The 23,480-nt window shown below is 69.9% G+C and carries 17 protein-coding genes; 14 read left to right on the plus strand and 3 right to left on the minus strand.

Annotated elements, in window-relative coordinates; translation table 11 throughout:
* The 3 genes from VFV67_RS08920 to VFV67_RS08930 form a co-directional block, all read left to right on the plus strand.
* Positions 1–588, plus strand: a 588-nt coding sequence (locus VFV67_RS08920; protein ID WP_326468696.1) for a dihydroxy-acid dehydratase, incomplete at its 5' end; no start/stop codon positions are given.
* Positions 589–696: 108 nt separating this feature from the next.
* Positions 697–2,004 carry a M28 family peptidase gene (locus VFV67_RS08925; RefSeq protein ID WP_326468698.1) on the plus strand — a complete coding sequence of 436 codons (1,308 nt, stop codon included), beginning with the start codon at positions 697–699 and terminating at the stop codon, positions 2,002–2,004.
* A gap of 125 nt (positions 2,005–2,129) precedes the next feature.
* Positions 2,130–2,612, plus strand: a complete 483-nt coding sequence (locus VFV67_RS08930) for a hypothetical protein (RefSeq protein ID WP_326468699.1) — start codon at positions 2,130–2,132, stop codon at positions 2,610–2,612.
* Here the strand turns inward: VFV67_RS08930 and VFV67_RS08935 are convergent, their stop codons facing one another.
* Complete coding sequence (locus VFV67_RS08935; RefSeq protein ID WP_326468700.1) at positions 2,613–4,586, minus strand: beta-galactosidase; 1,974 nt, start codon at positions 4,584–4,586, stop codon at positions 2,613–2,615. It lies immediately after the preceding gene.
* Positions 4,587–4,709: 123 nt separating this feature from the next.
* On the opposite strand from VFV67_RS08935, the gene VFV67_RS08940 reads away from it, so the two are divergent.
* The 9 genes from VFV67_RS08940 to VFV67_RS08980 all read left to right on the plus strand — a co-directional run bounded on the left by VFV67_RS08940 (position 4,710) and on the right by VFV67_RS08980 (position 19,194).
* Complete coding sequence (locus tag VFV67_RS08940; RefSeq protein ID WP_326468702.1) at positions 4,710–6,008, plus strand: sugar ABC transporter substrate-binding protein; 1,299 nt, start codon at positions 4,710–4,712, stop codon at positions 6,006–6,008.
* Complete coding sequence (locus VFV67_RS08945) at positions 6,005–6,898, plus strand: sugar ABC transporter permease (protein ID WP_326468704.1); 894 nt, start codon at positions 6,005–6,007, stop codon at positions 6,896–6,898. Before VFV67_RS08940 ends, VFV67_RS08945 begins: the two co-directional genes overlap by 4 nt.
* A complete protein-coding gene (locus tag VFV67_RS08950) occupies positions 6,895–7,719 on the plus strand; it encodes a carbohydrate ABC transporter permease (protein WP_326468705.1) in 825 nt (274 codons plus the stop codon). Before VFV67_RS08945 ends, VFV67_RS08950 begins: the two co-directional genes overlap by 4 nt.
* On the plus strand, positions 7,716–8,723 hold the full coding sequence (locus tag VFV67_RS08955; RefSeq protein WP_326468706.1) for a LacI family DNA-binding transcriptional regulator: 1,008 nt from the start codon (positions 7,716–7,718) through the stop codon (positions 8,721–8,723). Before VFV67_RS08950 ends, VFV67_RS08955 begins: the two co-directional genes overlap by 4 nt.
* A 24-nt stretch (positions 8,724–8,747) precedes the next feature.
* Positions 8,748–9,872, plus strand: a complete 1,125-nt coding sequence (locus VFV67_RS08960) for a glycoside hydrolase family 53 protein (protein WP_326468708.1) — start codon at positions 8,748–8,750, stop codon at positions 9,870–9,872.
* Between the two features lie 125 nt (positions 9,873–9,997).
* Positions 9,998–11,551: a hypothetical protein gene (locus tag VFV67_RS08965; protein ID WP_326468710.1), complete on the plus strand. Its 1,554-nt coding sequence runs from the start codon at positions 9,998–10,000 to the stop codon at positions 11,549–11,551.
* A 204-nt stretch (positions 11,552–11,755) separates the two neighbouring features.
* A complete protein-coding gene (locus VFV67_RS08970) occupies positions 11,756–12,334 on the plus strand; it encodes a hypothetical protein (protein WP_326468712.1) in 579 nt (192 codons plus the stop codon).
* Complete coding sequence (locus VFV67_RS08975) at positions 12,331–14,310, plus strand: SPFH domain-containing protein (RefSeq protein WP_326468714.1); 1,980 nt, start codon at positions 12,331–12,333, stop codon at positions 14,308–14,310. Before VFV67_RS08970 ends, VFV67_RS08975 begins: the two co-directional genes overlap by 4 nt.
* Positions 14,311–14,316: 6 nt before the next feature.
* Positions 14,317–19,194 carry a DNA repair ATPase gene (locus tag VFV67_RS08980; RefSeq protein WP_326468716.1) on the plus strand — a complete coding sequence of 1,626 codons (4,878 nt, stop codon included), beginning with the start codon at positions 14,317–14,319 and terminating at the stop codon, positions 19,192–19,194.
* A gap of 7 nt (positions 19,195–19,201) precedes the next feature.
* On the opposite strand, the gene VFV67_RS08985 is transcribed toward VFV67_RS08980, so the two are convergent.
* Both VFV67_RS08985 and VFV67_RS08990 read right to left on the minus strand, forming a co-directional pair.
* Positions 19,202–20,410, minus strand: coding sequence for a helix-turn-helix domain-containing protein (locus VFV67_RS08985; protein WP_326468718.1), 1,209 nt, complete (start codon positions 20,408–20,410; stop codon positions 19,202–19,204).
* Positions 20,411–20,420: 10 nt separating this feature from the next.
* On the minus strand, positions 20,421–20,849 hold the full coding sequence (locus VFV67_RS08990; RefSeq protein ID WP_326468720.1) for an NUDIX hydrolase: 429 nt from the start codon (positions 20,847–20,849) through the stop codon (positions 20,421–20,423).
* 164 nt (positions 20,850–21,013) lie between these two features.
* On the opposite strand from VFV67_RS08990, the gene VFV67_RS08995 reads away from it, so the two are divergent.
* Positions 21,014–22,012 carry a TauD/TfdA family dioxygenase gene (locus VFV67_RS08995; RefSeq protein ID WP_326468722.1) on the plus strand — a complete coding sequence of 333 codons (999 nt, stop codon included), beginning with the start codon at positions 21,014–21,016 and terminating at the stop codon, positions 22,010–22,012.
* Between the two features lie 428 nt (positions 22,013–22,440).
* Entirely contained in the window at positions 22,441–23,475 is a 1,035-nt protein-coding gene (locus VFV67_RS09000) for an alcohol dehydrogenase catalytic domain-containing protein (RefSeq protein ID WP_326468724.1), read from the plus strand.
* Positions 23,476–23,480: the final 5 nt, after the last annotated feature.

A 23,480-nucleotide genomic window follows, 5' to 3' on the forward strand; every position in this document is an offset into this window, starting at 1 on the left:
GGCAACCTCGCCCCCGACGGCGCTGTCATCAAGCCGGCCGCGGCCTCGCCGCACCTGATGCGGCACCGCGGCCCGGCGGTCGTGTTCGACTCGATCGAGGACTTCCACGCCCGCATCGACGACCCGGCGCTGGACGTCGACGCCGACACGGTCCTCGTTCTGCGCGGCTGCGGCCCCCGGGGGTACCCCGGCATGCCGGAGGTGTCCAACATGCCGCTGCCGGAGAAGCTGCTGCGCCAGGGCGTCCGCGACATGCTGCGCATCTGCGACGGCCGGATGAGCGGCACCGCCTACGGCACCGTCGTGCTGCACGTGGCGCCGGAGGCCGCCGCCGGGGGACCACTGGACCGGATCCGCACCGGCGACTGGATCGTGCTGGACGTCGAGCGGCGCCGGATCGACGTCGAGGTGCCGCAGGACGAGTTGGACCGCCGGCCGCCGGCACCGGCCATGCTCGACGCGCTCGCCCGCCCCACCCGCGGCTGGCAGCGGCTCTACGTCGACACGGTCATGGGCGCGGAAACCGGAGCGGACCTCGACTTCCTGGTCGGCGCCAGCGGCCACCAGGTCCACCGGGAGTCGCACTGAACGCCCGTTAACTGGGAAGGAAACAGCACGATCGGCCGCTACCTGCATCGGCGGGCGCCCGCAACGCTCTGCTCGTTGGCCCCCAAACCCTGCTGGAGGCAGCAAATCATGGGTAACAGAGTCACCATCCCGACCCTGAGCGCCGGCATCGTGCTCGCCGGCCTGCTCTGGAGTGCGCCGGCCACCGCCGCGCCACCGGAAACCCTTGCGGCGCCCGACATCTCGCTCGCCAACGTACAAGCACACCTCAACCAGCTGCAGTCCATCGCCACCAACAACGGCGGCAACCGGGCGCACGGCCGGCCCGGCTACCAGGCGTCGATCGACTTCATCCGGAGCCGGCTCAACGACGCCGGCTACACCACCTCGGTGCAGAGCTTCACCTCCAACGGCGCCACCGGGTTCAACCTGATCGCCGACTGGCCGGGCGGCGACACCAGCAACATCCTCATGTCCGGCGGCCACCTGGACAGCGTCTCGGCCGGCCCGGGCATCAACGACAACGGCTCGGGTTCCTCGGGCCTGCTCGAGGTCGCGCTCACCGTGGCGCGCACGAACTTCCAGCCGCAGCGCCATCTGCGCTTCGGCTGGTGGGGGGCGGAGGAGCTGGGTCTGGTCGGCTCCACCTTCTACGTCAACAACCTGCCGGCCGCGGAGCGGTCCAGGATCAGGGGATACCTGAACTTCGACATGATCGGCTCGCCGAACCCCGGCTACTTCGTCTACAGCAGCAGCGGTCAGCCGACCGGGTCGATCAACCTGCAGCGCGCGCTCGAGGCGCACTTCGCCACGATCGGCGTGCCCACCGAGCTGACCAACGTCGGCGGGCGGTCCGACCACGCGGCGTTCGCCCGGGCCGGGATCCCGACCGGCGGGTTGTTCACCGGCGCCGAGGTGACCAAGACCGCGGCCCAGGCGCAGAAGTGGGGCGGGTCCAGCGGCGTCGCGTTCGACCGGTGCTACCACCGCTCGTGCGACACGATGGCCAACATCAACACCACCGCGCTGGACCGCAACGCCGACGCGATCGCCAACGCGATCTGGTCGCTGGCCGCCGGTTCGACCACACCGCCGGGTCCGCGCTTCGAGAACCCGACCGACGTGCCGATCCCCGACCTGTCCACGGTGGAGAGCCCGATCACGGTCAGCGGGGTGGCCGGCAACGCCCCGGCGGCACTGGCCGTCGGCGTGGACATCCGGCACACCTTCCGCGGCGACCTGGTGGTCGACGTGCTCGCGCCGGACGGCACCGCGTACAACATCCACAACCGCATCGGCGGCAGCGCGGACAACCTGACCGGAACGTTCACCATCAACGCCGCCAGCGAAGTGGCCAACGGAACCTGGCGGCTGCGGGTCCGGGACGCCGGCCCGCAGGACATCGGCACGATCAACACGTGGAGCCTGCAGTTCTGACCGCCTGACCGCCACGCCGTCCCCGGCTCGACCACGCGCATCGTCGCGGATCGAGCGCGGTTCGGTTCACTTGAGCTGGGTATTCCCCGCTGCGGAACGAGTGGTCGAGTCGGGGACGGTGGATCATGGCGGCAGACCCGCGGCAGGAGGCTCGGTCGACGGCCGGCCGGTTGGTGACCCTGGCCCGGTCCGGGCAACTGGACGCGGTGACCGGCGCGCTCACCCTGCTCAGCTTCGCCGGACGGCGGCAGGCCGAGCGGCTGCGGTTGATCCTCGGCGCGCTGATCGAGGCGTTGGCCACGATGCTGATCTGGCGGGCCGGGGCGATGGGGATGAGCGGGGCGTTCGGCGCGGACCTGCGCGGGCCGGATGAGTCGGCGGTGGACATCGATCACCTCGACCCGCCGGTGCGGGCCACGGTCCGGGCGTTGCTGGCACAGGTCAACGGCTGTCCGCAGGACGCCGACGACCAGGTCGTGCTGGCGCTTTCCGGCGGTGCCAAGGCGAACGTGCAGGTGATCGTGCTCGCCCTGAAGTGGACGGTGAACGCACTGGAGTGGTGCGAGGCGGACGCCCAGCCGGAGTGGCTGGACCGCAAGGCGAGCTGATCACTCCGTTCTGATCACCCGCACCTCGCCGGCCGGGACCCGAAGCAGGCCGGCGCAGTGCCCGCCGGTGAGCAACTCGGTGCCCGCCGCGGGCAGCTTGGCGTCCTGGTCGGTGTGGTTGATGGCGAACAGGAACGGGCCGCGGCGCACGACCTCGAGACCGGCCGGCAGATCGTCGCGCGGCGCGATCGCGGCATCGCCGCACGCGGGGCGCAGCACGGCATCGAGATCCTCGCCGCGCAGCCGGGTGGACACGTACCAGGCGACACCGGCGCCGAACGGGTGCCGGGTCACCGCCGGCTCGCCCGCGGCCGGCCCGTCGAGGTAGCGCAGCACCGGCGTGGCGCCGCGCGGCCGCACCAGTTCGGTCCACACGTCGCCGGTCGTCCCGCCGTCCAGCCGGACGGTCTCGCCGGCGCGCAGCGGCCGGAACTCCTCCACGACGAGGCCGAGCAACTCGCGCAGCGGCCCGGGATGCCCGCCGGGATGCACCGCGTCGTTGGCGTCGACGATGCCGGAGAAGTACGACACCACGAGGGTTCCGCCGCCCCGCACGTAGTCGGCCAGGTTGGCGGCGGCGTCGGCGTGCAGCAGGTAGAGGCTGGGGACGATCACCAGCGGGTAACCGGAAAGATCCCCGCCGGGCGGAGTGAAGTCCACGGTGAGGTGCGCCCGCCACAGCCAGGCGTAGCAGGCCGTGACCCGCTCCAGGTAGTCCAGATCCACCGACGGGCGCCAGTCCAGCTCCACCGCCCACCAGGACTCCCAGTCCCACACCATGCTGACGTCGGCGGCGACCGGCGTCCCGCGGACCTGCGCCAGCGCGCCGAGCGCGGACCCGAGCGCGGTCACCTCGCGCCAGATGCCGGTGTCGGTGCCGCCGTGCGGAAGCATCGCGGAGTGGAACTTCTCCTGGCCGAACCGGGCCGCCCGCCACTGGAAGAACAGCAGACCGTCGGCGCCCCGGGCCAGGTGCGTCAGGCTGTTGCGGCGCAGCTCGCCCGCCCGCTTGGCGATGTTGCGCGGCTGCCAGTTGACCGCGCTGGTCGAGTGCTCCATGAGCAGCCACGGCGACTGCCCGGCCACCCCGCGGGTCAGGTCCGCGGCCATGGCCAGCTCGATGTGGTTGTCCGCAGACTCGGCCCGCAAATAGTGGTCGTTGGACACCACGTCGACCTCGCCGGCCCACCGCCAGTAGTCCATCGTCTTGCACGCCGGGATCATCAGGTTCGTGGTGACCGGCACGCCGGGGGAGTACCGGCGCAGGATGTCCCGCTCGGCCCGGAAGTTGGTCAGGTGCTCGTCGGCGCTGAACCGCAGGAAGTCCAGCTGCTGGGCCGGGTTGCCGGCGGTCGGGGTGCGCCGGGGCGGTTCGATCTCGGCCCAGTCGCTGTAGCGCTGGCCCCAGAACGTGGTGCCCCAGGCGGCGTTGAGCTCGGCCAGGTCGCCGTAGCGCCGGTCCAGCCAGACCCGGAACGCCGCCGCGGAGACGGGGCAGTAGCAGGCCGGGTTGGCGCCGCCGTACTCGTTGTGCACGTGCCAGAGCACCAGGCCGGGGTGCCCGGCGTAGCGGGTGGCGAGCCGCTCGGCGATCGCCGCGGCCCGGGCCCGGTAGTCCGGTGAGCTGGGACAGAACCCCTGACGGGCACCGAATCCGAGTACCCGGCCGTCCCGGTCGACCAGCCGGCTGCCCGGGTGCCGGTGGGCCAGCCAGGCCGGCGGCGCCGCCGTCGGAGTGGCCAGGTCGACCGCGATCCCGTTGCCGTGCAACAGCTCGAGCACCTCGTCCAGCCAGCCGAACTCGTACTCGTCCGGTCGCGGCTCCAGCTCGGCCCAGCTGAACACGCCGACCGTGACCAGGTTGACCCCGGCCGCCCGCATCAGGCGCACGTCCTGCGGCCAGACCTCCGGCGGCCACTGTTCGGGGTTGTAGTCACCGCCGTAGGCGATCCGGTCGAGCCTGGGAATGATCATGCGGACTCCCTGTGAGCGCTCACAGTATGAACGACGTGGTTGACAGCGTCGCATGACAGGCTCAAAACTGGGAGCGCTCACAGTTCCTCATTCAGCCGCAACGGAGCGAAACGAGGTCACGTGATGCGAGGCGCGCTTCGTCCGATCCTGGCGCTGGCGGCGGGCGCGAGCCTGCTGGCCGGCTGCACCACCGACTCCGGCGGCGACGAGGGCGGATCCGCCGGCCCGGTCGAACTTTCCTTCTGGACCTGGGCGACCAACATCGAGCAGGTCGTCGACAAGTGGAACAGCAGCCATCCCGACGTGCGGGTCACGGTCAGCCGGCAGTCGCAGGGCGACGAACTGGTCACCAAGGTGCTCACCGCCGCCAAGGGCGGCAACGCGCCGGATCTGTTCCAGGCGGAGTACCAGGCGCTGCCGACGTTCGTCAGCAACGACGCGGTCGCCGACCTGTCCGACTTCGCCGGCGGGGCGAAGGAGAAGTTCGCCGACGGCGTCTGGGCGCAGGTCACGCTCGGCACCGACGCGGTCTACGCGATCCCGCAGGACAGCGGGCCGATGATGCTCTACTACCGCACGGACCTGTTCCAGCAGTTCGGCCTTACCGTGCCGAAGACCTGGGACGAGTTCGCCGCCACCGCACGGGCGTTGCGCGCCAAGACCACGAGCAACTTCCTGACCACCTTCTCCAGCAACGATCCCGGCTGGTTCGCCGGCCTGGCCCAGCAGGCCGGGGGCCGGTGGTGGGGCGTGGCCGGCGAGACCTGGACGGTCGGCATCAACGACGCCGCGACCAGGCGGGTGGCCGACTTCTGGGGCGGCCTGGTCGCCGAGGGCGTGGTCGACGACCAGCCGATGTACACCCCGGAGTGGAACAAGTCGCTCGGCGACGGCACGCTGCTCGCCTGGCCGAGCGCGATCTGGGCGCCGGGCGTGCTGGAAAGCGTTGCCGCGCAGACCAAGGGCAAGTGGGCGATGGTCCCGATGCCGCAGTGGTCGGCCGGGGAGAACCGCACCGGCAACTGGGGCGGCTCGTCCACCGCGGTGTCGGCCAACTCCCGCAACGCCAAGGCGGCCGCCGAGTTCGCGATCTGGCTGAACACCGACCCGGTGGCCACCGAGGCGCTGGTCACCGCCGGTGCCCTGTACCCGGCCGCGCGGGACGCGCAGTCCGGCCCGGCGCTGGCCAAGCCGCCGGCGTTCATGGCCGAGCAGACCGACTTCTACCCGCAGGCCAAGCAGATCGCCGACACCGCGGTCGGCTGGACCTGGGGACCCAACGTCAACGTCGCCTACCAGGCCTACAAGGACACGTTCGGCAAGGCGATCACCGACCGGGCACCGTTCTCGGACGCGGTCGCGGTCATGCACCGGACCACCCTGGAGGACATGCGGAAGAACGGGTTCAAGGTTGAGGGGTGAGGGTGTCCCGGGGTCCGCGCCAGCGCGCCGTGCCGTACGCCTTCCTCGCGCCGGCGATCATCCTGTTCACCCTCGTCGTTCTGCTGCCGATCGGCTACACCGTCTATCTGAGCCTGCACCGCACCCGGGTCACCGGGCTCGGGCTGGGCCGGGGCGCGCGGACCGAGGTGTTCGCCGGGCTCGCCACCTACCGGGATGCGCTGGCCAGCCCCGAGTTCTGGCGAGGTGCGCTGCGGGTGCTCGGCTACGGCGCGATCCTGGTACCCACGATGCTGGGCCTCGCGCTGCTGTTCGCGTTGCTGCTGGACCTTCCGAAGTCGCGGTTCGCGCGGTTCAACCGGATCGCGATCTTCCTGCCCTACGCGGTGCCGGGCGTGGTGGCCAGCGTGCTGTGGGGCTTCCTGTACCTGCCGGCGCTGACCCCGTTGCCGGTGCCGGCCGACATGCTCGGCCCGGGCCTGCTGCTGTTCGCGGTGCTCAACATCGGGCTGTGGGGCGGGGTCGGCTTCAACATGGTGGTGATCCTCACCGCTTTGCGGGCGATTCCCGCCGAGGTCTACGAGTCGGCCCGGCTGGACGGGTGCAGCGAGCGGCAGATCGCGCTGCGGATCAAGACCCCGCTGATCACGCCGGCGCTGGTGATGGCCGGCGTGTTCACGGTGATCGCCACGTTGCAGGTCTACACCGAGCCGACCACGCTGGCGCCGCTGACCAACTCGCTGCCGTCGACCTGGACGCCGCTGATGAAGGTCTACACGGATGCCTTCGTGCGCGGCGACATCCACTCGGCCGCGGCCGCCTCGATCGTGATCGCCGTGGTCACCCTGGCGTTGTCCGTGCTGTTCCTCCGGCTGGTCGCCGGGCGGGCGTTCGCCGGGGAGGATCTGTGACCACCCGGCTGCCGGTGCTCGTGCTGTTCATCGGGGCGGCATACTGCCTGCTTCCGGTGGCCTGGGTGGTCATCGCGGCGACCAAGAGCAGCTCGGAGCTGTTCGGCACGTCCACGTTCGTCCCGGGTACCGCGCTGCTGAGCAACATCGTGGAGCTGGCCGGCTACCGGGACGGGCTGTTCTGGCGGTGGGCCGGGAACACCGCGATCTACGCCGGGGCCGGCGCGGCGGCGTCCGCGGCGCTGTCCGGGCTGACCGGTTACGCCCTCGCCAAGTTCCGGTTCCCCGGCCGGACGGCGATCTTCTACGTGCTGCTGGCCGGCGTGCTGGTGCCGGGCGTGGTGCTGGCCGTGCCGCAGTACCTGCTGCTGGCCCGGATCGGCCTGGCCGACAGCTACGCCGCGGTGCTGCTGCCGAGCGTCGTCAGCCCGTTCGGCGTCTACCTCGCACGCATCTACGCGGCCGCCGCGGTACCCGATCCGGTGCTCGAGGTGGCTCGCACCGACGGCGCGGGGGAGTGGCGGATCTTCGCCGCGGTGGCGCTGCCGATGATGGTGCCGGGTCTGGTGACCGTGTTCCTGTTCCAGTTCGTGGCCATCTGGAACAACTTCCTGCTGCCCTACATCATGCTCGGCGACGACCGGAAGTTCCCGCTCACCGTCGGCCTGGTGACCATGCTCAAGCAGGGCAACGCCCAGCCGGCCCTGTACAACCTGGTGATCACCGGCGCGCTGCTGTCGGTGCTCCCGCTGATCGCGCTTTTCCTTTCCCTGCAACGGTACTGGCGGATCGATCTGATGGCGGGAGCGGTGAAGGGTTGACCAGGACCAGACGCAGGCGTCCCACCATGGACGACGTCGCCACTGTTGCCGGGGTGTCCCGCGGCACGGTGTCCCGCGCGCTCAACGGCGGGCGCAACGTGAGCGGGTCCGCGCAGAGCGCCATCGACCGGGCCATCCGCAAGACCGGCTACGTGATCAACCCGCATGCCAGGAGCCTTGCCACGCAACGGTCGAAGTCGGTGGCGTTCATCCTGTCCGAGCCGCAGGACCGGCTGTTCGAGGACCCGAACTTCAACCTCCTGCTGCACGGTTGCACGCAGGCCCTCGCGGACAACGACATCACCGTGCTGCTCACGCTGGCCGGCACGCCGGAGGACCGGGCCCGGGTCAGCCGCTACGTCACCGCCGGGCACGTGGACGGCGCGCTGCTGGTTTCCACGCACACCGGCAGCCCGCTGATCGACGAGTTGCGCGCGCAGGACGTCCCGGTGGTGGCGTGCGGCCGGCCGCTCGGCCACGAGCGGGACGTGGCCTACGTGGCCGCCGACGACCGGGACGGCGCCCGGCAGATGGTCGGCTACCTGGTTTCCCGCGGGTACCGGCGGATCGGCACGATCACCGGTCCGCTGGACACCTCCGGTGGGGTGGACCGGCTGGCCGGCTACCACGACGTGCTCGGCGAGTCCGACCCGAACCTGGTGGCCACCGGCGACTACACCCAGGCCGGCGGTGCCGCCGCGATGGAGCTGCTGCTGGACCGGGCGCCCGACGTGGACGCGGTGTTCGTCGCGTCGGACCTGATGGCCGCGGGCGCACTGGCCGCGCTGCGCCGGGCCGGGCGCCGGGTTCCGGACGACGTGGCGGTCGCCGGCTTCGACGACTCCAGGATCGCGGCCGCCTGCCATCCGCCACTGACCACCATTCGCCAGCCGCTGTCCCGGATCAGCACGGAGATGGTGCGGCTGCTGCTACGGCTGATCGACGGCGAGGCCAACGCCGCCGTCATCCTGCCGACCGAGATCGTGCTCAGGGAATCAGCCTGACCGTCTGTCCACAGAGGAGTGATCATGCGCAGACGAACCCTGCTGGCGGCCCCGCTCGTTCTCGGCCTTCCGCTCGTCGCGTCGGTCCCGGCCGCCGCCGCACCCGGTCCACGGGTCCGCGGCGTCGACATCTCGTTCGCCCTGCAGGAGGAGGCGATCGGCACGGTCTACCGGGACGGCGGCGCCCCCCGGCCGGTCGAGCAGATCCTCGCCAACCGCGGCGCGAACCTCGCTCGGCTCCGGGTCTGGATCGCGCCCCCGGCCGGCTACAGCGACCTCGCCTCGGCCCTGACCCTTGCCCGCCGCTGCCGCGCCGCCGGCATGCGCATCCTGCTCAACCTGCACTACTCCGACTTCTGGGCCGACCCCGGCAAGCAGCCGACCCCCGCCGCGTGGACCGGCCAGAACCTGCCGACACTGGCCGAGACCGTCCGCCGCTACACCCGGGACGCCGTCGCCGCCTTCGCCCGGCAGGGCACCCCGGTCGCCATGATCCAGGTCGGCAATGAGATCACCAGTGGCATGTTGTTCCCGCTCGGCCAGATCTACCGCCCGGACGGCGAACACTGGCCCGAGTTCACCACTCTCCTGAAGGCCGGCATCACCGGCGCCCGTGAAGGCAACCCGTCCGGCAACCGCCTCGAGATCATGGTCCACATCGACCGCGGCGGCGACAACGGCGGCGCCCGTTACTTCTACGACCACGTCCTCGCCGAAGGCGTCCGCTTCGACACCATCGGCCTTTCCTACTACCCCTTCTGGCACGGCTCCCTCGCGACCCTGCGCGCCAACCTCGCCGACCTGTCCAACCGCTATCGCAAGGACCTGGTCATCGTCGAGACCTCCTATCCCTGGACCCTCAACAACGGCGACACCTTGGGCAACTTCATCACCTCACCCAGCCAACTTCCCGACGGTGCCGCCTTCCCCGCCACCCGCTCCGGCCAGGCCGCCTACTTCGAGGAACTCCGCAACATCCTCGCCGCCGTCCCCGGCGGCCGCGGCGCCGGTTTCGTCGACTGGTCCCCGGAGTGGCTGCCCGGCGTCGGCTGGACCCCCGGCGAAGGCAACCCCAACGACAACCTCACCATGTTCGACTGGTCCGGCAACGCCCTTCCCTGCCTGCGCTCCTTCCGCGCCGGATCCTGACGGGTCGCCGGGGCCGCGCTCCGCGCGGCCCCGGCGGTCATCGGTTCGCAGCCACCTCGGATGCACCCGAGTGGCCGATGACGAAGAGTGCGTCAGAGAGCACTCTGGGTAGAGGAACCCAGATCATGATGGCACTCGCTCGGCAGAAACATCTCAACCAGGCGCTGATGCGCATCCCGCGGCGCGCGGAGAGCACCGACCGCCACACCCTGGCGACGACCTACGTCGCGGCGGGCTCGTTCGCCGCCATGCTCAACTCTGCCGACCATCAGATCCTCTACGGTCGCCGAGGCACCGGGAAAACCCATGCGCTGCTCTATCTCTGCAACCTCATCGAGGAAACCGGCGACGTGGTGGTCTACGTCGACCTGCGCACCATCGGATCGGCGGGGGGACTGTACGGCGACAGTTCGGTGAGTTCGGCGATGCGGGGCACCCACCTGCTCGTCGACGCACTTGAGGCGATACACGAGAAACTGCTCGCGGTCGCGATCGAAGGCGACGTGGCCGATCAAGACGGGCTGCTCAACGCGCTGGATGCGTTGGCGGAGGCGGCGACCGAGGTGGAGGTGGTCGGTCAGGTCGAGAGCGAGATCAAACTCGCGGGTTCCAGCGAGTCCTCGCGTTCTACCGAGGCGACGCTGTCCACCTCGCCGGCGGCCAAGATCTCGTCCGCGCGGCGCCGGACGGTGGCGGCGGAGAGCCGGTTGCGGCGAACCGGCGTCGAGCACCGGCACGTGGTGTTCGGTCCGCTCAGCAGGGCCCTGCGCCGCATCGCCGCTTCCCTTGCGCCGGCTCGGCTGTGGCTGCTGCTCGACGAGTGGAGCAGCATTCCCCTTGATCTGCAGCCGTTGCTGGCCGACCTGTTGCGGCGCAGCGTCCTCCCGGTGCCCGGCGTCACCGTCAAGATCGCCGCGATCGAACGGCGCTCGCAGTTTTCCCGGCCGGCCACCGGCGGCGACTACCTCGGCATCGAGGTGGGATCGGACGCCGCGTCGGCGGTCAGCCTGGACGACTTCATGATCTTCGACCACGCCCGCAACCGGGCTCAGGAATTCTTCGCGCAGCTGTTCTACAACCACGCGAGCATGCGGCTGGCCATGATGATCCAGGACCCGCCGCCGGATCCGGACAGCTTCATCGCGGAAGTCTTCCGCCGCGCCGCCTTCACCGAACTCGTCAGGGCGGCGGAGGGCGTGCCCCGGGACGCGATCAACATCGCCGCGCTGGCCGCGCAACACGCGTTCGGCGAGTCCATCGGGCTGGCCGACGTGCGCCGCGCCGCCAAGGACTGGTTCCTCCGCGACAAGCAGACGGCGATCAGCGCCAACGCCCCGGCCCGCCGCACCCTGCGTTATCTCGTCGACGAGGTCGTCGGCCGCCGCCATTCCCGCACCTTCGTCCTCGACCAGCAGACCGGCGCCCATCTGCAGACCATCGAGGAACTCTACGACGCCAGACTGCTGCACCTGCTTCGCCGGGGCATCGCCGACCGGCAGCACCCCGGCCGGCTCTACGACGGCTTCGCCATCGACTACGGCTGCTATGTCGCTCTCCTTCTGGAAGGCGACCGCCGCGTGCGCAATCGCGGCGACTGGCTCAACTCGCCCAAGGGCGTCCCCCCGGACGGCTTCAACCTCTCCACCGCCGCCATCGACCTCACCGCCCTGGACCGCTGAAGTCCGCGGTGCGCGGCGCAAGAATTCGGCTGGCCTTGTTGAGCGGTGGGAATTCCCTATCGATCGTCGCATGTGGGCGGTAGCGGTCCGGTGACGCTGCGCCATCGCCGCACGGGTTGCGCCGCGAGTTGACCAATGGGTCTTCGGCGGGGGGTCTCACCTGGGTATAGTCCGTCTGCCGTTGCCGGCCGGCGGGGGGTGTCCATGAGTGAGTTCGTGGGTGCCGCATTGGCTTTTCCGGCCGTGATCTTCACGTTCCTGCTCGTGGTCGTGGTCGGGTACTGGGTGCTGGTGCTGGTCGGGGGCGCGGATACCGACGTGCTGGACGGGGACGGGGGCTTCGGCGGGCTGGGGTTGGGGGGCGTGCCGGCCACGGTGGCGCTGTCGGTGCTGGTCACGCTGGCCTGGTTCGTGAGTGTGGCCGGAGTGGTGCTGCTGGACGGGGTGCTGCTGCGGACGGTGGTGGTGTTGCCGGTGGCGCTGGTGGTGGGCCTGGTCGGCACCCGGCTGCTGGTGCTGCCGCTGCGCGGGTGGTTCGCGGAGGGGAAACAGGAGTCCCGGATGGATTTCGTAGGACGGACCTGCGTGATCAGGACGGGCTCGGTGGGGACGGACTTCGGGCAGGCCGAGGTGACGGCGGCGGACGGGTCGTCGGCCGTGGTGCAGGTGCGGCAGTCCGGCGGCGAGGCCCTCACGTCCGGGGCCGAAGCGATGATCTATGACTATGACGCCGATGGCGAGTTCTTCTGGGTGTCCGCCATGGAGAGAAGGTCGACCGAATGAATCCTGTCCTGATCGCGGCCGGCGTGGTGCTGGTCGTCCTGTTCATCGTGCTCATCGCCGTCAGCCGGCTGTTCCGCAAGGTCGAGCAGGGCAAGGCGCTGATCGTGTCGAAGGTGCGGCAGGTGCACGTGACCTTCACCGGCGCGGTCGTGCTTCCGGTGCTGCACAAGGCGGAGATCATGGACATCTCGGTGAAGACGATCGAGATCCAGCGAACCGGGCAGGAAGGGCTCATCTGCCGGGACAACATCCGGGCGGACATCCGGATCACGTTCTTCGTGCGGGTGAACAAGACCGCCGAGGACGTGGTCAAGGTGGCCCAGGCGATCGGCACGGCGCGGGCCAGCGACCAGTCGACGCTGCAGGAGTTGTTCGCCGCCAAGTTCTCCGAGGCGCTGAAGACCGCCGGCAAGCAGCTCGACTTCGTCGACCTCTACACCAAGCGCAACGAGTTCCGCGACCAGATCGTGCGGATCATCGGCACCGACCTCAACGGCTACAGCCTCGAGGACGCCGCGATCGACTTCCTCGAGCAGACCTCGATGTCCGAACTGGACAGCACCAACATCCTGGACGCGCAGGGCATCCGCAAGATCACCGAGCTGACCGCGATCGAGCACGTGCGGACCAACGAGTTCCGGCGCAACGAGGAGAAGGAGATCACCCGGCAGAACGTGGACGCCCGGGAGGCCATCCTGGAACTCGAGCGCCGGCAGGCCGACGCGGAGAACAAGCAGCGCCGCGAGGTGGAGACCATGAAGGCGCGCGAGGACGCCGAGATCGCCAAGGTGCAGGCCGAGGAACGGTTCAAGGCGCACACCGCGCACCTGCGCACCGAGGAGCAGTTGGGCGTTCAGGACCAGAACAAGACGCGTGAGGTCGCCGTCGCGGAGAAGAACCGCGAACGGGTGATCGCCATCGAGTCCGAGCGGATCGAGAAGGACCGGCTGCTCGAGGTGGTCGCCCGGGAACGGGAGATCGAGCTGGCCCGGATCGCCAAGGACAAGCTGGTGGAGGCCGAGAAGCGGTCGGTCGCCGAGGTGGTCCGGGAGCGGATCGCGGTGGACAAGACCGTGGCCGAGCAGGAGGAGAGCATCAAGCGACTGCGCGCGGTCGAGGAGGCCGAGCGGACCCGTCAGGCCATCGTGATCCAGGCCGAGGCGCAGGCGCAGGAGAACCTGGTCAAGGACATCAAGGCGGCCGAGGCGGCGGAAGCCGCGGCCAAACACCGGGCCCGCGAGGAGCTGACCCTGGCCGAGGCGCGCCAGCAGGCCGCGGATCTCGACGCCCGGGCGAAGATCCGCCTGGCCGAGGGACTTCAGGCGGAGGCCGCCGCGGCCGGCCTGGCCCAGGTGCAGGTCCGTGAGCGGGACGCCGAGGCGATCGAGAAGGTCGGCCGGGCCGAGGCGGTCGTCGAGCGGGAGAAGGGCCTGGCCGCCGCGGACGCCACCCGCGAGAAGCTGAAGGGCGAGGCCGAGGGGCTGACCGAGAAGCTGTCCGCGATGTCCGCGCTGGACGGGGTGGCCCGCGAGCACGAGGAATACCGGCTGCGGCTGGAGGTCGAGAAGGAGGTCCGGCTGGCCGGCATCGACGTGCACCGGGACGTCGCGCAGGCGCAGGCGAAGGTGCTCGCCGCCGGCCTTGAGCACGCGGACATCGACATCGTCGGCGGGGACAACATGTTCTTCGACAAGCTGGTCGGCTCGATCAGCCTTGGCAAGTCGGTGGACGGGTTCGTGAACAACTCGGAGGTGACCAGGAGGATCGCCGAGCCGTACCTCAACGGGTCGGCCAGTCTGCCCGAGGACGTCAAGGCGATCCTGTCCTCGCTCGGCTCGGACGACGTGAAGAACCTGACCATGTCGGCCGCGCTGCTCAAGTTGATCCAGTCCGGCGGTCCGGAGATGACCGAGCTGCGTCAAGTACTTGAAGGAAACCGGGAACCGGCGCCGGTCGTCGACCTCGGCAAGCAGTAGCCGGCGATGACCGAGGTCGTGACGGCCCCGGCCGAGCCGGCCCGGCTCGACGCCGGAACCTACGAGGTGCTGCGGTCGCGGCTGGCCGAGCAGGCCGCCGAGCTCGCCGCGCGGGCCGAGACGCTCAACGCCCGGCGCCTCGAGGTGTTCGGCCGGGCCGAGCTGCGGCTGGTCGGGCACGAGCGGATCCGCACCGAGCACAACTGCGTTCCGCGCGACATCGTTTCGGTCGGCGGGCTGATGCTGTTCGGCTACAACGTGTTCATCGGGTTGAAGCCGGAGACGACGGTCGCCGACGTGTTCTCGCTGCACCGGTTCGGCCGGGACGGCGAGGCGTTCCGGTTCGACGTGTCGGCCGCAGGCGACCTGCCCGGGCTGCTCGGCGACGCGCAGTTCCGGCGCGACTTCGCCGAGCTGTACCGGTACTACCGGCAGGCCCGGCTGCACCACCTGCGCCGGGTGGACGGCCTGCTGCTGGCCGTGTTCCAGACCGGCCCGACCATCGCCGACATCAAGGTGCTGCGCTGGCGGATCGGCACCGACGGCAACGTGTCCTATGTGGACAACATTGGCGAGCGGGACCACGTGTTCCCGCCCTCGCACGACTTCGAGTGGACGCCGACCGCGCGGGAGCAGCATGTGCTCGGCCGGCACCCGCACATCTCGATCCTGGACGAGGTGTTCGTCGAGTCGATCGGCGGCACGCTCACCATCAAGGTGGAGAACAACACCGAGACCGGCGAGGGGATCTACAGCGAGCCGGTGGACGAGCCGCTGCAGAGCCTGGCCGACGCCGACGTGCAGTTCGCCAAGGTCGGTCCGCTGATCCTGCTGCGGATCCGGCCGTACAAGGAGACCGCGTGGCGGCACCTGGTGTTCAACACCCGGACCCGGTCGGTGGTCCGGCTGGACGGGATCGGCCAGGCCTGCCAGCGGCTGCCCGAGGATCAGGGCCTGATCTTCCCGGGCGGCTACTACCTCGCCACCGGGGTGAGCAAGACGTTCGACACCGACGTCACGGACCTGGAGTTCGAGCGGGTGGTGCGCTCGGCCAACGGCGAAGACGTGTTGTACGTGTTCCACGCCAGGGGCGAGGGCCGGTCGCTGCTGTTGCCGTACAACGTGATCCGCAAGGAGGTCGGCACCCCGATCCCGTGCCACGGCTACTCGCTGTTCGACGACGGCACGATGGTGGTGTTCCGGGCCACCTCGGACGAGCCGACCAGGGTGCACCCGATGCAGGTGTGGCAGACCCCGTTCGCCTCGGACAGCCACGCCGCCGCGGCCCCGGTCGGCACCGGTCCGCTGGACCGGGTGGGTAACGCCGACCTGGTCCGCGGCATCTCCGACTGCCTGTCGGTGGCCAGGATGATCGACGAGATGGCGCCGTCCACCGCCGTGTTCGAGGGCCTGATCGCCGCCTGCGAGCGGGTGTTCGACAGCTACCACTGGCTGGGCGACGCCGAGCTCGGCGACCTGCGCACGCCGCTGTCCGCGGTACGGGCCACCGCCGAGCAGGTGCTCGACGAGTTCGAGAACGTCGAGGCGCTCACGGCGCAGGCGGCGGCCGCGGTGGCGGAGGCCGCCGAGCACAACGCCGCTCTGGTCCGCCGGGTGCGCGGCGAGGCGCCGAAGACCGCCGACGCGTGGGTCTCCCAGCTCGCCGAGCTGCGCCGGGCTCAGGGCAGGCTGGTCGGCCTGCGCGAGCAGCGCTACGCCGACCTGAACCGGATCGACGGGCTGGCAACGGAACTGGTCGCCGAGCTGACCGAGGCCGGCGGCCGGGCGGTGCGGTTCCTGCAGGGCACGGACGCGTTCGCCGGCTACCACGAGCGGCTCGGCCGGCTGATCGCGACGGCCGAGCAGATCGCGACCGTGGCCGAGGCCAAGCCGGTCGCCGACGCGCTCACCGAGCAGGCCGACGGCCTGCAGGTGGTCACCGAGGTGGTCGGGTCGCTGGACATCGGGGACGCGACCGTGCGCACCACGATCCTGGAGCGGATCGGCGAGGTGCTCGGCGGCCTCAACCGGGCCCGGGCCACCCTGGACACCCGGCGCCGGGAACTGCTTGCCGTGGAAGGAAGGGCGGAGTTCGCCGCCGAGTTCGCGCTGTTCGGCCAGTCGGTCACCGGCGCGCTCGCGGTCGCGGACAACCCGCAGCGCTGTGACGAGCAGCTGGCCAACCTGTTGCTGCGCCTGGAGAACCTGGAGTCCAGGTTCGGCGACTTCGACGACTTCCTCGCCCGGCTCGCGGACGCGCGCACCGACGTCTACGAGGCGTTCTCCGCGCGCAAGCAGGCGCTGCTCGACGAGCGGGCGCGGCGCGCCGATCGGCTGGTCGAGTCGGCCGATCGGATCCTGGCCGGCGTGCACCGGCGGATCGCCGGCATCGGCTCGCTGGACGAGGTGAACACCTACTTCGCCTCCGATCCCATGGTGGCCAAGGTGCGCGGCGTCGCCGAGGAGCTGCGCGGCCTCGGTGACGCGGTGCGGGCCGAGGAACTGCTCGGCCGGATCAAGGCGGCACGGGCGGAGGCCGGGCGGGCGCTGCGCGACCGGCTCGACCTCTACACCGACGGCGGCGAGACGATCCGGCTCGGCCGGCACGCGTTCGCGGTGAACACGGCCCCGGTCGAGCTGACCATGGTGCCGCAGGACGGCCGGATGTCCTTCGCCATCACCGGATCCGACTACCGCTCACCGGTCGGCGACCAGAAGTTCCAGCGCACCGAACGGTTCTGGGACCAGCTGCTGGTGTCCGAGACGCCCGAGGTGTACCGGGCCGAGTTCCTGGCCGCGTCGATCCTGCTGGACGCGCCGTCGATCGAGGCCCTGCACGAAGCGGCGGTGACCGAGGGCGGGCTGCTCGATGTGGTGCGCCGCGCGGCCGAGTCACGCTACGACGAGGGCTACGAGCGTGGCGTGCACGACCACGACGCGGCCCGGATCCTGGATGCCCTGCTGCGCCTGCACGCCGGCGCCGGGGTGCTGCGCTACTCGCCGGAAACCAGGGCCGCGGCGCAGCTCCTGTGGGCGTTCGGCGCGGACGAGGCGCGCCGGGAGGGCTGGCGGCGGCGGGCGGTCTCGCTTGGCCGGGCGCGCAGGGTGTTCGGACCCAGCCGGGCGATCGACGAACTGTGCGCCGAGTTGTCCGAGGCGGCCGGCGACCCGCTGGCCGGCGAGTACCTGTTCGAGGAGCTGTGCAGCGCCCCGCCCGGGTTCGTGACCAGCGCAGGCGCGCGGGCGCTCGTCGACCGGTTTTCCCGGGCGGTGGGCAGCCGGGCCGAGTTCGACGAGGACCTGCGCGCGCTGGCGGGTGACCTGCCGGCCCGCAGGCGGCTGGTCGAGGGCTGGTTCGAGGCGTTCCTCGGCAGCACCGGGGAGTCCGCGGCCGAGCTGGCCGAGGCGGTGGCCGTCGAGCTGTGCCCGGAGCTGCCCCGGTACGACTCGTCGGCGACCTTGACGTCCACTGTGGACGGTCTGCTCGGCGCCCATCCGCGGATCACCGGGCGGCGGCTCGAGCTGCGACTGGACGAGCTGCTCACCCGGATCCGGCGGTTCCGGGCCGAGGCCGTCCCCGGCTACCGGGCCTACCAGCGGCTGCGCAACGAGCTGATCGCGGCCGAGCGGAACCGGCTGCGGCTGGACGAGTTCGCGCCCAAGGTGATGAGCGCGTTCGTGCGCAACCGGTTGCTGGACGAGGTGTACCTGCCGCTGATCGGCGACAACCTGGCCAAACAGCTTGGCACCGTCGGGGAGGGCAAGCGCACCGACCAGATGGGCCTGTTGCTGCTCATCTCCCCGCCCGGCTACGGCAAGACCACGCTGATGGAGTACGTGGCCAACCGGCTCGGCCTGGTGTTCGTGAAGGTCAACGGGCCGGCCCTCGGGCACGCGGTGACCTCGCTCGACCCGGCCGAGGCGCCCAACGCCACCGCCCGGCGGGAGGTCGAGAAGATCTCCTTCGCGCTCGAGCTCGGCAACAACGCGCTGCTGTACCTGGACGACATCCAGCACACCTCGCCGGAGCTGCTGCAGAAGTTCATCTCGCTGTGCGATGCACAGCGCCGGATGGAGGGCGTGTGGAACGAGGTCACCCGGACCTACGACCTGCGCGGCAAGCGGTTCGCGGTGTGCATGGCCGGCAACCCCTACACCGAGTCCGGCAAACGGTTCCGGATCCCGGACATGCTGGCCAACCGGGCCGACGTGTGGAACCTCGGCGACGTGCTGTCCGGCCGGGACGAGCTGTTCGCCCTGAGCTACATCGAGAACTCGTTGACCTCCAACCAGATCCTCGCCCCACTGTCCACACGGGACCGATCGGACCTCGAACTGCTGGTGCGTCTGGCCAAGGGTGACGACTCGGTGCGCACCGACAAGCTGGCCCACCCGTACAGCCCGGTCGAGCTGGACGCCATCCTCTCCGTGCTACGCAAGCTGCTGCGGGTGCAGCAAGTGGTGCTGGCCAACAACAAGGCCTACATCGCCTCCGCCGCCCAGTCCGACGCCTCCCGCACCGAGCCCCCGTTCCTGCTCCAGGGCTCCTACCGGAACATGAACAAGCTCGCCGAGCGGATCGTCCCGGTCATGAACGACACCGAGCTCGACGCCGTGATCAGCGACCACTACCTCGGCGAGGCCCAAACCCTCACCTCCGGCGCCGAGGCGAACCTGCTCAAGCTCGCCGAACTGCGCGGCACCCTCACCCCCGCCCAGGCCGCCCGCTGGACCCAGGTCAAGGACGCCTACCTGCGCGAACGCGCGCTCGGCAGCGCCACCGACGACCCGATCACCCGAGCCGTCGGCGCCGTCGGCCTACTCGCCGACCGCGTCGCCGACGTCGAGACCGCCATCACACGCGCCGCCGACCAGCTCACCTGAGGTGTCGTCACGACTCCGACCCGCGTGGAGCGAGGAGTCTGTTCACCCGCACCAGCGCGCCCTGGCCGTCGGTGCTGATCCCGGTGAGACCACCCCGTGCTGCCACGCGAATCGCGCGCTGAATCTGATGCGGTAACCGGTGCGCCTCGGCGGCGGTCAGTGCCGTTCGCAGGGCCTCATCGGCGGCGTCGTGATCGCCGGCCGCAAGGTGGACCTCTCCGGCCGTGACCCGCTCGATGACGTGCCAAGCCGGGGCGCTCGGCATGGCGTCCGCGGGGGCGGTTTGCATGATCTGGGCCGGCGCAGCGGCGCGACCGGTGGACACAAGTCCACGCATGTGGATCTCGCGAACGGTGAAAGGGTGAGCCAGAATGCCGCCCCCGTCCCAGCCGTCGTGCACGTGCCGGTAACGCGCCATCGCGCTGTCGAACAGGTCTCGGTGGCCGAACTCTCCGGCGGCGCGAGCGAGGAACGCCAATGCGGTTGCGTGTCCCACTCGGTCGGCGGACAAGCCAACCGCCCGGCGCAGACGTGCGATAGCTGCTGGGATTCGGTTCGCTTTGCGGAGTTCGTTGCCGTGCATCCGAAGCGTGTGGGCCAGAAGCGGCGGATCATCGATGCGTTCGGCGATGATCAGCGCTTTTCCGGTCCATCGGGCCGCGGCGGCCAAGCGTTCCTCTGGCAGAACGGCACCCAGCGACACGCCAAGCGCCAGCCGTGCCCGTCCGAGTAGGACCAGGGTGTGCCGCTCGATGTCTCCGTTCGCTGCGCGTGCTTCCAGCCGAGCGGTCAGTGGCCACAGCTCGTTCACAGCTTCCACCGCCCGGCCGGCCTGCCGGGCGATCTCGGCCAGGCGGATCGTGGAGTCTCCGAACTGAACCATGGCGGCGAAATCCGCGTCCCCCACGTCGGTCACGCCGAATATGTGCACGGGCAGGCAAAGTGTGCGCGCGATGTGCCGGCGGGTGCCGATGTCGTTGATCGATCGGCGTCCGGTTTCCATCATGGACACGTACGTCTTGTCATAGCCCAGGAGATCCGCAAGGTGCTGCTGACTGAAACCGTTGAGACGGCGGTAGGTGCGTAGGATCGTGCCCAGGTCACGGCTGGCCAGTGCAGCGGAGGCTTCCCGGGCGGACCACATCCACGCCGCCGGAATGAGACTGCGAGTGGGCACAACCGGTGCGGAAGGGTCGGGGTAATGTTCGCCGTGCATCGCTTATCCGTCAGTCCTGAGTGTTCTCACGTAGCTTGGCGTACCAGGTGGCGATCGACCGTTTGTAGCCGTCTGGCATAACCAGGGTGGACACTTCGTGCTCGTGGAAAAGGCCGATTTCCTTGTGTTCATCGGAAAGTACTGGTTGAGTTTGGCTGATGGGATAGCACCCGTACGTCACGATGAACACGTACTTCTTGGCGGCATTAATGTAGTACATCCAAGTGTCGAGAATATGTCCGGCCTTGACTTTCCATCGCGTTTCTTCGTAGATCTCTCTGGTGACACATTCCTCTGGCGTCTCGCCAATCTCGATTCGGCCGCCGGGCAGCTCCCACTCCTCCCGTTCATTGCGAAGCAGGAGCACTTTGCCGCTTTGTATCGCGACTCCCTTGATCGAGATCGCGAACGCTTGCGGCCGGTGGCTGCCCTGTTCCACGCGGAGTCCTCCTGCCAAGAGGTCGTAGGTGCTCTACCAGCAACGTAGCGCAATCCGTTAGCGAACCGGTGGGCCAGCGGGTTGACAGTTCGTCACTGGACACGGGGCTTGACCTGGCCTTTTCCTTGTCGTGCCTGTGCTGGACCGTTGTGGAGGTCAGAGGGATGTCCGGTTTGTGGACCTGGTACCGCGTCAGCAGTGAAGCCGAGGATCCGTGGTCAGGGCTTGTCCCTGCGTTGGCCAAGCACGGGCTTGTCCTGCTCGATAGAGTGAGAGGTCCAGATGACCTACTCCGGCTCGCGAGCTCGATCGCCACAGTTGTGCCGCACCGCGACAGCGACTCGTCCGGGCTCACCACGATTGCAGATGTTGGCGGGCGTGTCCGGAGCGGCTTCGCCGGATTCAGCGCATGTGCGCTCAATCCACACACGGACCGATCAGGTACGGTCGATCCGCCGATTCTGTTGATGATGGTCTGTGGACAAACCGCAAGCAGCGGTGGCGAATGCGTCGTTATCGACGGCAAAGCGGTCTATGAAGACTTGGCGGGGTCCAATCCTGAATCGCTCACCGCACTGAGTGCTCCCCGATCAGTCCTGTTCGGCGGCGCGGCCGGGCACCTTGGCTCGATCTTCACAAGAATGACGAATCGGTTCACCATTCGCCTACGGCTCGATGAGCTTGTCCAATTTTCGCCGGACGTCACCCGGCAGTTGCCTGCTCTTCGTGCGGCGATAGATCGACACGCCCAAACGTTCAGCCTCGATGCCGGCCAAGGATATATCCTCGACAATTACCGTTGGCTGCACGGGCGTCGTGCATTTACCGGCCAGCGTGTGATGTACCGCGTCACCGGCAACCCCTTGCCGCATCTGGGAATTACACCCGGATTCGAGCCGACGCCAGCACCAACCCTGGAGCTGCAACCCGCGGGTGACCAGCGCAGCCACATCACCTGGCTGTTGTCACCCTGGGACCACCTCGTCCATGCCTTCCCGGACGAGAAGATCGGCGACGTTGTCGCCGAAGCGCTGTGCGAGCACAGCGCCACAGCCCACAGACTCTCCGACGATGAGGGTGGGCGAAAGTGCCTCGCCTGCCTGCTCCTGCATGGTGACGAACTTGCCGGACCGCAGGGTGAGATGAACCGGTGGAGCAGGTGAGTCGCCCTGTCCCGATCGTCCGAAGGCCCCGACGTGAGGTGCCGGACGTGTTCGGTGCACGGTTGTGGGCGGGCCGCGGCCCGGATGTGTGCACTGAGCACCTGTCCACAACCGTGCCGCGGAACGCCGGGCCCAGCTCTGCCAGGGTGACCGACCCGGCGTTCCGCCGCCGCCGGGGACGTCTGCCAAGTGGCGAGTCGGGCACCGGGGACGCGCGGTCGAGCTGCTCGTCGGCCGGATCCCGGTGTGGAGCCGGCGTCATCCGTGGCGCCGACCGGCCCGACAGAATCAGCGGACCTGTCGATTCGCTGTCTTCCGGCCGGTGACTCGCCGGCCTGAACCGGGGACTCACCTGCTGAAACTGGCTACTGGTGGGGGGTGGGGGTGGGGGTGCCGGCCAGGCATCATGGGGGCAGGAGGTGATGATCATGCGGGCGGCGCGGTGGCACGGGGCGTTGGACGTGCGGGTTGAGGACGTGCCACGGCCGAGACCGGGACCCGGTGAGGTGTTGATCCGGGTGGATCGGGCGGGTATCTGTGGCACCGACATCGAGGAGTACACGCGGGGACCGGTGAACATTCCGGTTGGGTGGCCGCATCCGACCTCGGGGCGGCAGGCGCCGCTGACCATGGGGCACGAGATGGTGGGCACCGTGGTGGAGTGCGGGCCGGGGGTGAGCGGGCTTGGCGGGCGGGTGGTGCCCAACATTCTGGTCGGGTGCGGGCAGTGCTGGGCCTGCCTGCGCAGCGAGAAGGTGTTGTGCCCGAAGGTCGGCGTGCGCGGGCTGACGCATGACGGCGGGTTCGCCGAGTACGTGGTGTCCGAGGCGCACGGGTGTGTGCCGGTGCCGGCGCACATCGATCCCGACGTGGCGGTGTTCGCCGAGCCGTTGGCCGTTGCGGTGCGGGCGATGGCGAAGGTGACCGGTGAGTTCGGGGTCGCGGCGGTGATCGGGGCCGGGGTGATCGGCCAGCTCATGGTGCAGCTCGCGCGCAGCTCCGGTGCGGCGGTGCTCGCCGTGGATCCGGTGCGCAGGCGGCGCGAGCTGGCGGCCCGGTTCGGGGCCATCACGTGTGCTCCCGAGGACGCGGTCGAGCGGGTGGCCGCGCTGACCGGCGGGCGCGGCGCGGACCTGGTGGTCGAGTGCGCGGGGGTGCCGGGCGGGGTGGGCTCGGCGATCGAGCTGTCCCGGTCCGGCTCGACGATCGTGCTGGTCGGGGTGCACGGCGGGGCGGAGATGGTTCCGTTGCTGCCACTGGTGCTCGAGGAGCGGCGGCTGGTCGGCAGCGCCGGGCACCTGGCCACCGACATGGCCGCCGCCGTGGCGCTGCTGGCCGGCGACGGGGTGGACGTCGGCCCGTTGCGGTCGGCCGTGGTGCCGCTGCGGGACGTCGTCGGGCACGGCTTCGAGCGGCTGCGCACCGACCGGGATGCGTTGAAGATCCTGGTCGACCCGGCGTAGCTGCG

Source organism: Actinophytocola sp. (genome assembly GCF_035762905.1).
Taxonomy (GTDB): Bacteria; Actinomycetota; Actinomycetes; order Mycobacteriales; family Pseudonocardiaceae; genus DASYTH01.